The following is a 14,202-nucleotide window of genomic DNA, read 5'->3' as shown; positions in this document are numbered from 1 at the left end:
GACACACCACAAGGAACCATCGTGCCTGACGTAGTTATCTGTGAACCCCTCCGAACCCCGGTAGGCCGCTTCGGCGGCGTCTTCCGTGACATCGCGCCAGAAGATCTTGCCTCGACCCTGATCGCCGAACTCATCACGCGCACTGGCATTTCCGGCGCTGATGTAGACGACGTCATTCTGGGACAAGCCTCTCCGGGAGGAGAGGCTCCCGCGATCGGACGCATCGCCGCGCTCAACAGCGGACTGGGCATTGACGTTCCGGGTATGCAGGTGGATCGCCGCTGTGGATCCGGATTGCAGGCAATTATCCAGGCAGTCATGCAGGTTCAGTCCGGCGGCAGCGATCTGGTTCTCGCCGGCGGCGCCGAATCGATGAGCCAAGCCGAGTTTTACGCCACCGGAATGCGTTGGGGCGTCAAGGGAGAAGCCGTTGCGCTCAGCGACCGGTTGGCCCGCGCCCGCGTCACTGCCGGTGGCCGCGACTTCCCGGTTCCCGGTGGCATGATCGAAACCGCCGAGAACCTGCGTGCCGAGTTCGCCATCAGTCGTGAGGATCAGGATGCACTGGCAGTGCAGTCGCATCAGCGCGCCGTAGCCGCCCAGAAGAACGGCATCTTTGCCGAAGAAATCGTTCCGGTCGCCGTTCCACAGCGCAAGGGCGACGCCCTTCTCATCGACACCGATGAGCATCCGCGTGCTGATACCTCGATGGAATCGCTTGCCCGCCTTCGCCCCATGCGCGGCAAGATCGACCCCGACGCGACCGTCACCGCCGGAAATGCGAGTGGCCAGAACGACGGTGCCGCACTGGCAATCGTCACCACAGCAGAGAAGGCACGTGCGCTGGGCCTACGCCCCCTTGCCCGCCTGGCGAGCTGGAGCGTCGCCGGTGTTCCTCCCCGCACCATGGGTATCGGCCCCGTCCCAGCCTCGGAGAAAGCACTGGGTCGCCTCGGACTGACCTTGGCCGATATGGACGTCATCGAACTCAACGAAGCCTTTGCCGCACAGGCACTTGCAGTTCTCCGCACCTGGAAGCTCGAACCCAACGACGCGCGGATCAACCCCAACGGTTCCGGCATCTCGCTCGGCCATCCGGTCGGCGCAACCGGTGGACGAATCCTGGCGACCTTGCTTCGCGAGATGGACCGTCGCGAAGCCCGCTACGGCCTCGAAACGATGTGCATCGGCGGCGGCCAGGGGCTGGCGGCAGTGTTCGAACGCCTCAGCTGACACACTGCGGAGAGCCGCCACCGAACGTAGGGCGACTCTCCGCAGGTCATGCGTCGTTGAGGCTGTCCCGCAGCGCTTTTCGGTTGAGCTTGCCCACAGCCGTTTTCGGAACCGATTCGGCAAAGACCACGCGTCGCGGCTTTTTGTACGACGCCAACCGCTCGCCGACGTGAGCTACCAATTCCGCCTGCAGTGCGTCATCCTCCGCAATCCCTTCCTTCAGCACCACCACGGCCGTCACAGCTTCCACCCATTTTGCATCCGCCGTACCGACCACTGCCACTTCGCGCACTGACGGATGTGTCAGTAGCGCATCCTCGACCTCACGCGGGTAGACGTTGTATCCGCCGCTGATGATCATGTCCGACGCACGATCCTTGAGGAACAGGAAACCTTCGGCGTCGAATTCACCGATGTCGCGGGTGTGTACCCAGCCGTCGTCCGTGAATGTCTCCGCATTGAGCTCGGGCGCGTTGAAGTAGCCGGAAATCGCGGACGTCGAACGGATGACGATTTCACCCGGTTCCCCTTGTGGCACTTCGTTGCCCTTGGAATCGAGCAGTCGAATCTCGACGTCGATGGCCGGCTGACCGCAGGACAGCAACCGTTCCGGGGTGTGATCTTCAGGCCGCAGAACGGCAATGCACAGGGGTGCTTCGGTCTGTCCGTAGTACTGCAGGAATCGATGCTGCCCCCAGGCGTCCATCGCTCGTTCGATGGTCGCGAGCGGCATCGGCGATGCACCGTAGATCACCGCTTTCAGGCTGGAGATATCGGCCGTGGTGAAATCCGGCCGTTCGACGAGCATTTGAATCATGGTCGGCACCAAGTTGATTGTGGTGGCCCGATGCTCGGTTATCGACGTCATGAACGTCGACGGATCGAATCCCGGGAGAATCACAGTCTTGCCGCCGCGCAGCCAGAACGGAAGGACGAAGACTCCGCTCGCGTGAATCAGTGATGCCGCATGCAGCATCGTATCGTCCGGTGTCACCGGCACGAGGTTGAGCAACACGTTTCGGCAGATTCCGGCGTAACTACTCTGCGTGTGCTGCGCCGCCTTGAGAGTTCCGGTAGTCCCGGAGGTGAACAGCGTAAGGATGACGTCCTCTGCCTCGACCTCGACGTCCGGAATGGTCGCGGGCATAGTCCGAGCCTGGTCCAGCAGAGAATCCATTCCGCCACTCGGTGTTTCGAGCCCGATGAACGTCCGATCCGGGAATCGCTCGGCGAGGTCAGATGCACGGTCTGCGAGGTCGGGGCCGAATACGATATAGGCACTGTCCGTGTCCTCGAGCATCCTCGAATGCTCGTCGAGTGAGAGTCTCGAGTTCAAAGGCACCCGGTTGATTCCGGCCTTCACGCACGCAAAATCTGTCGGCACACTGGCGAGAGAGTTGTTGACCAACAGTGCAACTCGCGATCCGCGCCCAACTCCCAGCGCAATCAACGCGTGCGCCAACCGGCTACTGAGTTCATCCACTTCGGTGAAGGTCATCGACTGATCGCCGAACACGACTGCCGTGCGCGGTCCATGCTGACGGGCGCCTCGAACGATCAAATCTCGGGTGATGGGCATCATGTGGCGTTCTCCTCGTTCGGATCGTTGTTTTCGAAGCGGCCGTGGCGTCCGGCACCAGCAGCAAATTCAGCGGCGCCGCGTGCGCCTTCGGCGGCAACAATCGGATTGCCGGCAACACCTTCTGCTCGAAGTGCCTCGGCGAGGGGAAGATCGAAAGATCGATAGGCCGACTCGCGGTCAGCCAGCATGCAGAGCTGAGGAAATGCCGTCAACTGACGCGCGAGTTCCTGTGCCGCAGCCAAGGACTCACCAACCGGAACAACACGATTCACGAGTCCGAAGGACTGCGCTTCCCTCGCATCAACCGGGCGGCCGGTCAAGATCATGTCAAGTGCGCGGCCTTGCCCGACGATCCGGGGCAGTCGCACCGTCCCACCATCGATCAGTGGCACTCCCCAACGTCGGCAGAAAACTCCGAAAACCGAGTCTTCCTCGCACACTCGTAGATCTGCAAGCAAGGACAGCTCCAATCCCCCAGCCACCGCGTATCCACTGACCGCAGCGATCAGAGGCTTGGACAGCGCCAACCGGGTGGGGCCCATCGGGCCGGTGCCGCCACCTTCGGGGTGCAGTTCATGCACGCGGGCAGGATCCGAGACAGCAGTCAAATCCGCTCCGGCGCAAAATGTTCCACCCGAACCCCAGAGAATCGCGACTCGCTGGGTGTCGTCGGCCTCGAACTCGAGGAACGCATCCCGCAGTTGTGCTGCCATCGGTCCGTCCACTGCATTCTTGCGATCCGGACGGTTCATGACGATGGTGGTGACGCCGTTGTCTCGCTCGACGTAGACATCTCTGCCCGGCTGATCGGAGTCGGTCACGATACTTCCTCACTTCTCACGGTTAAGGTTTCCCAATACCCACCATGCCACTTGTAACAAGATTTGTCAGGAGTTGTCGAAAAGTTGTTACAAATTGATCGAGCGTTGTCCGCCGGACGAGTTGTCCTGGATCTGGCGACGGCAAGCCCGGAGACCGAATTCAGCACGACAATGCTGACCCGAGCAGGCGAATTGATCGGCGTCACCGCGTCAAGCATCCGGGTGGCGGCCGGGCGCCTGTGCAAAGAAGGAAAGCTACGTCGCACAGCCCGCGGAACCTACATCCTCAACCCAGAGGGATTTCCGACCTACGGCGAGGTAGAAGGGTGGCGTACACGTGTGGATCGACTCCGGACCTGGGATGGGTCATGGATCGCTGTCGAACAATCTGCATTGAAGCGAAGCGACCGTACGGCCGCTCGCCGACACGACCAAGCACTTCGCCTGGCGGGCTACGCAGAATGGACGCCGACGCTGTCAGTACGTCCGAATAATCTCGACGGCGGCGTCGGCAACGCTCGATCGGCACTGCACAGGCTCGGCGCATCACCCGAGTCCATGGTCATGCGCGTCGACTCCCTGACCGACGACGACGACGCGGCCGTGCGCGGTTTGTGGGATTCAGACACCTTGCTCGCCGAAATCGCCGATGCCCGCGAGTCACTGACCACCGCCGAAAAACGCCGATTCTCGGTCAGCCGCGAAGAAGCCGCTCGCGAATCGTTGCTCCTCGGCAGCGCCGTGATAGCGGTGATCATCCGAAATCCACTCTTACCCGAGGAACTCGAACCCCAACAGCCGCTGAGGGACCTGATCACTCACATGCTCGAGTATCAGGTCGCCTCACGCGAATTGTGGTGGTCACTACTACAGCTCTGACGGTTGTGAGTCAGGCCCGCCGAGCTGCAACAGCCTGCGCCAGACGATCCAATTGCGCTGCAGTGGTGGACCAGTCGATGCACGCGTCGGTGATGGACTGTCCGTAGGTGAGCTCGTCGGCCTTGCCCAAGGTCAGGTCCTGACGACCGGCTTCGATGAAGCTCTCCAGCATGACGCCGGCAATTCCCTGCTCGCCTTCGGTGAGACGACGGGCGATGTCGTCGAGCACGATGACCTGACGCTCGTGGTCCTTGCTGCTGTTGCCGTGGCTCGCGTCGATGACCACGCGCTCCGGCAGATTCGACTTACGCAGTCGCGCAAGGGTATCGGCGACGGTCTCGGCATCGTAGTTCGGACCGTCGCTGCCGCCGCGAAGGATAACGTGACAATCCGGGTTTCCGGCGGTGCGGATCAGTGCGGCCTGACCATCGAGATCGGTGCCGGGGAAGACGTGACTTGCTGCCGCAGCGCGGGTTCCGTCGACGGCTACCTGCACATCACCTTCGGTGGAGTTCTTGATGCCAACGGGCATGGACAATGCGCTGCACAGCTGGCGATGCACCTGGCTGGCCGCAGTGCGGGCACCGATAGCTCCGTAGCTGACGAGGTCTGCGATGTACTGAGGCATGATCGGGTCGAGGAATTCGCAGCCGACCGGCAATCCGAGACCGGACACGTCGAGAAGCAGCTTGCGGCCGATACCGAGACCGGTATTGACGTCGTACGTGCCGTCGAGGTGCGGGTCGTTGAGCAGACCCTTCCAGCCCAGCGTCGTACGCGGCTTTTCGAAGTAGACGCGCATGACGATGTGCAGGTCATCGCGCAATTCTTCGGCCTTGGCGGCCAGTCGACGGGCGTAATCCATGGCAGCTTCGGGATCATGCACCGAGCACGGTCCGACGACGACGATGAGTCGGTCGTCATCGCCGTTGAGGATGTTGATGGTGTCGGCGCGACCGGTACGCACAGTTGCAGCCGCGACCTCGTCGGGAGCGTGCTGAGCACGGATAGTCGCCGGTGAGACGAGCGGACTGATACTGACAGTGCGCTGATCATCGAGGCTGTCCGATGTGGCTGTGGTGTTGATGGTGACAGTCATGGGGTTTCGGTTTCCTGTTCTCAGGCCGACCCCAGAGGTGAAATGAACTCCAGCGAGCCGGTCTGTAATCCGGCTCTTGGGTGGAGGTTGTCAGCGCATGGTTACGCTGGCAGGCCCACCCGGGGCCGGCCTGCTAAACCAGAAATACACGCGCTGCATGTCGGCCACCATACCTCGAGTTCAGCGTGAGTGTGAATGGCCACCGTAGGCCTGGCGGTCCAATCGATCAGAGGCTCGACATGAGCGTCGTGCGCATCGCGAGTCCACCGTGGGGCGGAGGGCACCTGTTCGAGCTCGATCGTGCGGCACCTCGATTCCAGATCGCAGGCGTCAGTCGGACGGCGTAATCGGCGTCGACCGAACCTTTTCGATGAATTGACGAGTTTCCTCGGCGTCCCGCGGACGGTAGACACGCATGCCGTAGTAGAACTTCTGCCCCTCGGTCGCGCAGATGACGTTCGGATTGTTCGCTACGCGATCGTCGCCGAACCAGACGCTGATGGTGCCGTCGTCGTTGCGGACCAGTTCGCTGTCGGAAAGGCCGGGTCGGTCAACGTCGAGCCAACCCATCCCGTCGTACTTGATCACCGAGAAGTATCCGTTGTGCTCGTAGTCCAGCGGCGGAACATCGAAGGTCCACACATCAGCACCGGTGGATGTGGCCTCAGCCTGGAAGTACTGTGCATCCTCGGGCGGCAGACCGCCCCAGCCCAGGCGGGCGGCCAGCAGGTGCTGGTAGGAGTCCGTGCTGGCTGGGGTACCGAAGCCCTGGGAGAAGTCCGCTTCAGCGGCATGGGTTTCCAGTTCGGCACCGACCGACTTACGGGTGTCCTCGTCGAACTCCCGACCTTGATACGGGTTGGCGGTCGCGGCGGTGATCCGGCGCGCGTCCTGTAATTCGTGGGCACGTTCGAGCCCACCGACAGTCGTGGTGCGGCCCGCGACATACACGTGTGTGCCGGCGGAGAGGTCGGTATTGCGCACCGTCAACGTCTCACCGGGGTAGATCACTCCGACGACGTAGTGGTTCTCGTCGATGATCTCCGCAACCTGGTATTCGCTGGACGGCGCGAGCGAGAAAGTGGCCTCCTCGGTCACGTCGACGACCGCGAAAGAGTAGATCAGGTCCACGTTCGACCGGATCACGACTTGGGTTTCGACGCTCACCGGTACCCGGGAGTGGAAGTACTCGTTGACTGGGGCCTTGGCGAGTTGCTCCCGGAAGTAGTGCGCGGTTTCAGCTTCGACGAAGTTGTCGCGGGTCACGATGTCGGCCACGGGCGTCCCTTCTCTCACGAACAGGTCAAGTCGACGTTAATCGCCCGTGGAACCGCTGGCGTCGCCCATCTCGGGTGAAGCCGCCGGCCTCACCTCGTTCAGCCAACCCGGCTACGCCTCCAGAAGAAATGCGCTGCGTACCTGACGCACACCATTGATCTGCACCTCGACGGCGTGCTCACCGGCGTAGTACTTGCGTGTGCTGATCGGCTTGAAGGAATGCCTCTTGGCGATGAGTGCGGGGACTCCGGGTGGAAGCGTTCGCGTAGTCAGCTTGAAGACCTTGGGCGTTGTCTGCCCGTTGGCCTTGACGTGATGAACGATGTAGTCGATCACCACGGTCACCGAGTCACTGCCGTTATTCGTGACGGCGAAGTCGAAGTTAAGTTCACCACCTGCATCGACGACGTCACGATCGATCACGAATTCCGAAACCACTACATTGACCGGCGGCGCGAACCCCAAGAGCGACAGTGCATCTGGGTCACCGGACTTCACCAATGTCCGTAGGGCATGTTTGACGACCTTGAGGGTGTTGGAATCGGAAGCCTGCAACCAACGCTTCGCAGTCGATACGGCCAGTGCTGCATCAGCACGACTGAGATCGTTGAGGTGGTTCGCGACCGATCGCCTCACGTACTCGGACTCGTCGCGGTACAACGCGTCGAGAATCGGAATCGTGGACTCGGGCTGCGCTGTCAGTGCCTTCACTCGCCGAGCCCACGGCAGCCGTGTCCGCGTTCCCTCGCTGGCAAGGCGTCGAACGTGCTCGTCCTCGTGATCAGTCCATCCGAGCACTATCTCCAACGCTCGCTCGAGATTCGCGTCGAGGAACGTACGAATCGCGAATTCACCGGTCAAACGGCAAGTCAGCTCGGCGAGTAACGCCATTCCGTCGTCGAATCGCTCAGGATCTTGTGTTGCCGACACTGCGACAGCTTCTGTGACCGGCCAGATCATCCACCCGGTGAATGCGTCCTCGGCCAAGGCTGCGCGAATGATCTGCGCGAAAGCCGAATAGTCGTCGGGAAGCTCGTTCAGCATCGCATCCCGGACAACCCGTGTGCGTTCACTCAGGCTCAATCCTTCGAATCCCGCGGCCGAGCCTCGCACGCCGTCCAGACGTTTTCGCCCCGTCGCGCGTTCGAGACAACGCGCCAAGTCCGCGACGACAGCCGTTCCGAGTAGTTCATCTGCGGTCGGCATCAGCACCACGCCGTGAGTTGGTCGGTCATGCGGGCAGAGTACGTCCAACGTCCGACAACCTTCGCCGTAAACCCATGACAGTTGTCATGGGTAAAAGGTGACGGACAGCCGAGGAACAACTCTCCCCGAGGCGGCAGATTGAACCTATGACCTCAGCACACGCACTACAGACACAGTCGAGAGTCTCGGCGGGTGACGCAGTCCGGTTGACCGGAGTCCGCAAGGAGTTCGGTTCCGTTGTCGCCGTCGACGGTATCGACCTGAGCATCGAACCCGGCGAGATTGTTGCGTTCCTCGGTCCCAACGGCGCCGGAAAGACCACCACGGTCGACATGATTCTCGGGCTGTCTCGGCCCACATCGGGCAAGGTCGACGTTTTCGGGATGCCACCTCATGCCGCCATCGCGCGGGGACTCGTCTCCGCTGTCATGCAGAGCGGCGGATTGCTCCCCGAGTTGACCGTTGCCGAGACCGTCGCCCTGACCGCGAGCCTCTACGCCCACGCGCGTCCGGTCGACGACGTCCTCGACCGGGCCGGAATCCTCGATATCTCCGGGCGACTCGTGAAAAAGTGCTCCGGCGGTCAGCAGCAGCGCCTCCGGTTTGCAATGGCACTTCTGTCGGATCCGCGGTTGTTGATTCTCGACGAACCGACGACCGGAATGGACGTGGAAGGGCGACGAGACTTCTGGTCGGCAATCCGGGCAGACGCCGACCAAGGTCGCACCGTGCTGTTTGCAACGCACTACCTCGAGGAGGCCGACGCGTATGCCGACCGAATCATTCTTGTTCGGCACGGCCGGATCGTTGCGGACGGGACAACATCGGAGATCAAGTCGATGGTCGCTGGGAGGACGCTGCGAGCGCACATCCCGAATCTGGATAAGCAAGCCCTGCAATCGATTCCGAACTGCGATTCGATCGAGCTGAACGGCGACACTCTCGTAGCCCATTCCCGGGACACCGATTCCGTCGCACGCTACCTGCTCACACACACGCAAGCACGCGACCTCGAAATCATCTCGCGCGGACTCGAAGACGCGTTCATCGCGCTCACCTCCGACACCACCGAAGGACAATTGTGATGACCCGAGTTTCCGAAACCCCCACTTACAGAGAAGATCGCGCCGTTGCACCGCTCGGCGGTTTCAATACAACCTTGCTGCGCATCGAGTTTCGACGCTTGACCCGCAATCGACGGACGATGATTTCACACTGATCATGCCGGTGGTGTTCTATCTCGTTTTCGGTCTGGGTCAGGGAAACGAGGATCACGGTATCGAACACGGAAATGTCGCTGCCTACATCATGATCAGTATGGCGCTGTACGGCGCGATGCTTGCCACGACCAGCGGGGGCGCAATGGTCTCCATCGAGCGCGCGTCGGGTTGGAGTCGCCAACTGAGGCTGACACCACTGACACCGGTGGCCTATATCGTCGTCAAACTGATCATGGCAATGACTCTCGGCCTCATCTCCATTCTCGTCGTATATCTCGCGGGTTCGTTCACCGGTGCGCAGATGGACGGATCGCTCTGGTTCACAACAGCATTGATCGCTTGGCTAGGTTCTGCCATCTTCGCCGCTTTCGGCTTGTTCATGGGCTATCTGCTGCCAAGTGAAAACGTCATGCAACTTCTCGGCCCCGGTCTGGCACTGCTGGCCTTCGGCGGCGGACTCTTCGTGCCCTTGCAAGACGGTTCGGTCTGGGCAACCATCGCTCAATTCACTCCGATGTTCGGCATCAACGCGCTGGCACACGCACCACTGACCGGCAATTCCCTTCATTGGACCTGGATCGCCAATATCCTGGTGTGGTTCGCCATCTTCGCCGTCGGCGCGGTCTGGCGATTCCAGCGAGATACGGAGCGTGTGTAGTTGTCCGAGACCACCCACCGAGCCGATTCCGTCGCACAACCGCGATGGAATCGTTTCGGCATTCTGTTTGCCGCCGTCTGGATGGTCTTTCTCGGTGGCCCGCTCATCGAAGGGTGGAATCACCGCGACGAACTGCGTGGTTGGGCGGGCATTCTCGCCACGCTCGGATTCAGCACGCTGTATCTCCACACCTTCTACCGAGCTCAGCAGCGTCGTCGGATCACAAGTACCGAGCCGACGCTTCTCTGGGCCGCTCTCACACTGGCGGGACTCACAGCGCTCGCTGCTGTGATGATCATCAGCCTCGGTCCGACCGGCCTTGCCGCTGCGCCCTACCTCGCTGTCACCGCCGTGACCATGCTGCCGACCGTGGCCGGCGGCGTCCTCACGTTGATATTTGCGGCGTCAGTGGAAATCGTCAGCGCTTCGGCCGGATGGGGAAACTATTCCGGCCTGTCACTCGGAGTGTGTGCCGCCGCTTTTGCCACGTGGGGCGTCATGTCCCTCATCCGGCGCAATTTCACGATGCTCCACGAACGCGAAGAACAGGAACATCGCGCTGTCATGGAGGAACGGGCAAGAATGGCCCGCGATCTTCACGACATCCTGGGGCACTCACTCACAGTCATCACCGTGAAAGCCGAGCTGGCCAACCGATTGCTCGACATCGACATAAACCGGGCCCGAAGTGAACTCGACGATCTCGAACGCCTTTCCCGCGATGCGTTGGCCGATGTGAGATCAGCAGTCGACGGTTTTCGCACTATCTCGCTTCCGATGGAGATAGCCCGTGCTCGCGAGGCCTTACGCGCCGCCGGCATCGAAGATCACACTCCGAACAGCACGGAAATGGTTCCCGGTCACCTCCGAGAGTTGTTCGCCTGGACAATTCGTGAAGGCGTCACCAACGTCGTACGCCACAGCGCCGCAACACAATGCACAATCACAGTGGACGCGAACAGCGTTGAAGTAACCGACAACGGTGTCGCTTCGGGGCGTGCGACGATCGGCAACGGATTGACCGGCCTACGTGAACGCGCAGCGTCCGCCGGAGCACGCGTCATCATCACGAGCCCGTCGCCACAAGGTTTTTCGCTACAGGTGCTGGAGCAGGAGACAACGTGACGATCCGCCTACTGCTCGCAGACGACCAAGCTCTGGTGAGAGGGGCGCTTGCCGCGCTCCTCGATCTCGAATCCGACCTGACGGTAGTTGCCGAAGTCGGCCGCGGCGACGAGGTGGTGGCAGCAGCGCTCGAGCACCAACCGGATGTGGCATTGCTGGACGTGGAAATGCCGGGGATGGATGGCATTGCAGCCGCTGCGGCACTGCGCGACGCAGTACCGACGACACGCATCCTGATCGTCACCACCTTCGGGCGCCCGGGGTACCTCCGGAAGGCACTACAAGCCGGGGCAGCCGGGTTCGTCGTCAAGGACACTCCCGCGCGACAACTCGCAGACGCGGTACGACGGGTGCACGCGGGATTGCGCGTCGTCGATCCGACGCTGGCAGCGGATAGCCTGGTCAGCGGAGAGTCGCCCTTGACCGACCGCGAGACCCAGGTCTTGCGCGCCGCCCGGACCGGCGCGCCCGTAGCCACCATCGCTGCGGAACTCTTTCTCACTGCCGGCACCGTTCGCAATCACCTGTCGTCGGCGATGGGCAAGACCGGTGGCACGACGCGCGCGGAGTCCGTTCGGATTGCGAACTCGAACGGGTGGCTTTGATCAGACACGCTCATTTGGTCGAGCAATTCCGTCGCAATTGACTGGTGTGCAATCCCCTCGTCCAGCGACGGCCAGAAATTCACGTATCCTCAACGTAGTTCCGCGAACTAGCAAGACATTGCCGCCCAGGGAAGGGTTGGCTCACAGTCTGGTTATGATGCAGTTACCAATAGGTCCGGGGTGGGCGATACAGGAGGGACGGGGGGTAGTGGTGCACAGGTTCAGCCAACGATTGAATTCGTTGTTCGAATCCGCTCCTAGCCACGTCACCAATGCACTTGTGGTACGAAGCATGACCGAACACGGCTGCCGTATTTCGACGCCCTATCTGTCACAACTCCGAACCGGAGTCCGAACCAATCCGTCACCTGAAGTTGTTGCCGCCCTCGCCGAATTCTTCGACGTAAACCCGGACTATTTTTTCAGCCCATCCCAGCAATTACCGTTCATCTCCAGCGGCGATGCTGATCTCTCGTTGCTGGAACAACTTCACAACGATCGTCTGCGTAACCTGGCGTCGCGCGTCATCGATTTGTCCCCCGCATCGCAGGCTCTGCTCGTCGAGATGGCAGAAAATCTCCGATCATCCGAAAATTTGCCGCGTGTACCACCGGACTCCAGCGCGTACACCTGGCGAACGTAGGACACCCCCGGTGCGCCTTTCCGGCAGTCCTCACTACCGAAAAGGCGCACGATGGTCAGCTCAACCAGGTATTACCGAAGAGCATGATGGCGTCCACGCTCGGTGTCACACCGTGCACGTTCTGGCCCCACGCAATGAACACCTTGCTGGAGTTCACTACTGCCATCGGAGCAGTGTCGTTGACCAACTTCTGGATGTCGTCGAGAACAGCCTTACGCTGGTCGACCCCCGCTGCTGCCTGCAACTTGCCCAACGACTGGTCCATCTGAGGGTTCTTGTACCCCAGGATATTTGACGGCGATTCACTGAACAGGTTGCCGTACATCCGCGTGTACGGAGACTGCTCCAAGACATTGAACCCCGTGTACGAGATATCGAAATCATGTTTTGCGAACTGCCGGGAGATCAAATCGTTGATGCTGGTGGCGTAGGAGATGTCGACGGTGAAACCGACTGCCTGCAACATCGACTGGAAGGCCAGCGCACTTCGTTGCGTCCCGGGATCATTCATCCCGACGTAGGTGAGCTTGCCGTCGTAACCGTCAGCTTTTGCCTCGGCCAGATACTTCTTTGCAGCCTCGGGATCGTAGCCGTTGCCCGGTACGGATCCATGCCACTTGGACCACGACGCAAACATGTCGGTTCCCGGCGACCCGAATCCGCCTTGAACTCGCTCGTTGAACGAATTCGGGTCCACTGCAGCAACAATCGCCTGACGGACACGCACGTCCTTCGCCGCGCGGTCATCGCGCTGGTTGATGGCCAACACACCGGCCATGCTCGCCGATGTCACAAATCCAGGATCGCCGGCCTCGAGAGCTTCGTGCATGTAGTCCGGTGACCGTAGGTACGCAACCTGAACTCCGTCCGTATGCAGGCCTTCAAGTTTGGCCTGCTCGTTCACAATTGCCGGGAAACGAAGCTTTTCGAGATACGGTGCGCCATCCCAGTACGTCGGACGCGCCGCGAGAACGAGTTCGTCCTGAGATGCGAACTTCTCGACCGTGAACGGACCCGCTCCGACGGGAGCAAAAGTACCGGTAGCCATCGACGACGGCGCAACGATCATGCCGGGACCGGTGGTGAACATGATCGGGAACTCGTCCCACGGCTGAACGAGAGTGAACACGATAGTGGTCGAATCAGGTGCATTCGTCTCTCGGACAGTCGTTTTCCACACCTGCGAGTGAGTGCCCTTCTTTTGCAGGTAATGGTCGATGCTCCAGAGAACAGCTGCACTGTCTACCGGGGTACCGTCACTGAACGTCGCGCCGTCTCGAAGCTTCAGCGTCCACACAGTGTTGTCGGCATTCGCGGACAAAGACTGCGCCAACTGCGGAACATATTGTCCGGCTTCGGTATCGAAGCGCATCAAGAGGTCGTAGATTGCGGCCATTTCACTACCGCCGGAGGCCCCACCGTCCTGCCGATCTGCTGGATCGAGGCTACTGATTCCGTTGTAGGTCGCAAACGACACCTCACCGCCGGACTTCGGATCCCCGCCGTCGCCTTGATTGCCGACGACGCCGATCGTGACGTCCGACGCATCCGTCGTCTCGCCGCCACTGTCACCGGCGCAGGACGTCACGACGAGTGCTGCCGACGCGAGTACAACCATCCAGATTCGAGCACGAACCCCGTACGAGCTTCTCATTCAACCTACTTTCAGCTTCCCGGATTCCGGCTCGTCACTGCCGTCCACCCCAATTGGTCATCGGTCCATTGATAGACGACCAGCGCAGTTTCTGTATGCGAATTCTAGAGATTGACCGAATCGTGCAGATCTGAACCAATGGCCGACACATCAGTAATTACTGCGAAAAGATGCTGTCAGCAGCTAATTTCCGTCGAAT

General features: G+C 60.9%; 12 protein-coding genes and 1 pseudogene. 7 read left to right on the top strand and 6 right to left on the bottom strand.

Annotation, left to right across the window (positions count from 1 at the left end; all coding sequences use genetic code 11):
* Nucleotides 1–21: 21 nt before the first annotated feature.
* Nucleotides 22–1,233, top strand: coding sequence for an acetyl-CoA C-acetyltransferase (locus BDB13_RS08970; RefSeq protein ID WP_094271328.1), 1,212 nt, complete (start codon nucleotides 22–24; stop codon nucleotides 1,231–1,233).
* A gap of 46 nt (nucleotides 1,234–1,279) precedes the next feature.
* On the opposite strand, the gene BDB13_RS08965 is transcribed toward BDB13_RS08970, so the two are convergent.
* Together BDB13_RS08965 and BDB13_RS08960 are read right to left on the bottom strand one after the other, a co-directional pair.
* Entirely contained in the window at nucleotides 1,280–2,815 is a 1,536-nt protein-coding gene (locus BDB13_RS08965; protein ID WP_094271327.1) for an AMP-binding protein, read from the bottom strand.
* A complete protein-coding gene (locus tag BDB13_RS08960; RefSeq protein WP_094271326.1) occupies nucleotides 2,812–3,636 on the bottom strand; it encodes a crotonase/enoyl-CoA hydratase family protein in 825 nt (274 codons plus the stop codon). The genes BDB13_RS08965 and BDB13_RS08960 overlap by 4 nt, the downstream gene beginning before the upstream one ends.
* 84 nt (nucleotides 3,637–3,720) lie before the next feature.
* Here BDB13_RS08960 and BDB13_RS08955 point away from each other — a divergent pair, with 84 nt between their 5' ends.
* The gene (locus BDB13_RS08955; protein WP_254922763.1) at nucleotides 3,721–4,515 is read left to right on the top strand and encodes a hypothetical protein; all 795 of its coding nucleotides are present in this window, start codon (nucleotides 3,721–3,723) and stop codon (nucleotides 4,513–4,515) included.
* A gap of 10 nt (nucleotides 4,516–4,525) precedes the next feature.
* Here the strand turns inward: BDB13_RS08955 and BDB13_RS08950 are convergent, their stop codons facing one another.
* The 3 genes from BDB13_RS08950 to BDB13_RS08940 all read right to left on the bottom strand — a co-directional run bounded on the left by BDB13_RS08950 (nucleotide 4,526) and on the right by BDB13_RS08940 (nucleotide 8,098).
* Nucleotides 4,526–5,614, bottom strand: a complete 1,089-nt coding sequence (locus BDB13_RS08950) for a 3-deoxy-7-phosphoheptulonate synthase (RefSeq protein ID WP_094271324.1) — start codon at nucleotides 5,612–5,614, stop codon at nucleotides 4,526–4,528.
* A gap of 330 nt (nucleotides 5,615–5,944) precedes the next feature.
* Nucleotides 5,945–6,892 (bottom strand): hypothetical protein, encoded by a 948-nt coding sequence (locus tag BDB13_RS08945; RefSeq protein ID WP_094271323.1) that lies wholly within the window; start codon nucleotides 6,890–6,892, stop codon nucleotides 5,945–5,947.
* 111 nt (nucleotides 6,893–7,003) lie between these two features.
* On the bottom strand, nucleotides 7,004–8,098 hold the full coding sequence (locus BDB13_RS08940) for a DNA alkylation repair protein (RefSeq protein WP_094274790.1): 1,095 nt from the start codon (nucleotides 8,096–8,098) through the stop codon (nucleotides 7,004–7,006).
* A gap of 146 nt (nucleotides 8,099–8,244) precedes the next feature.
* On the opposite strand from BDB13_RS08940, the gene BDB13_RS08935 reads away from it, so the two are divergent.
* The 5 genes and pseudogenes from BDB13_RS08935 (at nucleotide 8,245) to BDB13_RS08915 (ending at nucleotide 12,349) form a co-directional block, all read left to right on the top strand.
* Nucleotides 8,245–9,183 (top strand): ABC transporter ATP-binding protein, encoded by a 939-nt coding sequence (locus BDB13_RS08935; RefSeq protein ID WP_094271322.1) that lies wholly within the window; start codon nucleotides 8,245–8,247, stop codon nucleotides 9,181–9,183.
* A pseudogene (locus tag BDB13_RS08930) lies at nucleotides 9,183–9,976 on the top strand (ABC transporter permease). The gene BDB13_RS08935 and the pseudogene BDB13_RS08930 overlap by 1 nt, the downstream one beginning before the upstream one ends.
* Complete coding sequence (locus tag BDB13_RS08925; RefSeq protein WP_094271321.1) at nucleotides 9,977–11,101, top strand: sensor histidine kinase; 1,125 nt, start codon at nucleotides 9,977–9,979, stop codon at nucleotides 11,099–11,101. It abuts the pseudogene before it with no gap.
* A complete protein-coding gene (locus BDB13_RS08920; RefSeq protein ID WP_094271320.1) occupies nucleotides 11,098–11,706 on the top strand; it encodes a response regulator transcription factor in 609 nt (202 codons plus the stop codon). The genes BDB13_RS08925 and BDB13_RS08920 overlap by 4 nt, the downstream gene beginning before the upstream one ends.
* 157 nt (nucleotides 11,707–11,863) lie before the next feature.
* Nucleotides 11,864–12,349, top strand: coding sequence for a helix-turn-helix domain-containing protein (locus BDB13_RS08915; RefSeq protein WP_206040958.1), 486 nt, complete (start codon nucleotides 11,864–11,866; stop codon nucleotides 12,347–12,349).
* 55 nt (nucleotides 12,350–12,404) lie between these two features.
* On the opposite strand, the gene BDB13_RS08910 is transcribed toward BDB13_RS08915, so the two are convergent.
* Nucleotides 12,405–14,003: an ABC transporter substrate-binding protein gene (locus BDB13_RS08910; protein ID WP_094271318.1), complete on the bottom strand. Its 1,599-nt coding sequence runs from the start codon at nucleotides 14,001–14,003 to the stop codon at nucleotides 12,405–12,407.
* Nucleotides 14,004–14,202 lie beyond the last annotated feature (199 nt).

Origin of the sequence: Rhodococcus sp. OK302, assembly GCF_002245895.1 — a bacterium.
Classification (GTDB): Bacteria; Actinomycetota; Actinomycetes; order Mycobacteriales; family Mycobacteriaceae; genus Rhodococcus_F.
Note: the sequence above shows the minus strand (reverse complement) of the source record. Positions and strands in the feature narration are given on the sequence as shown.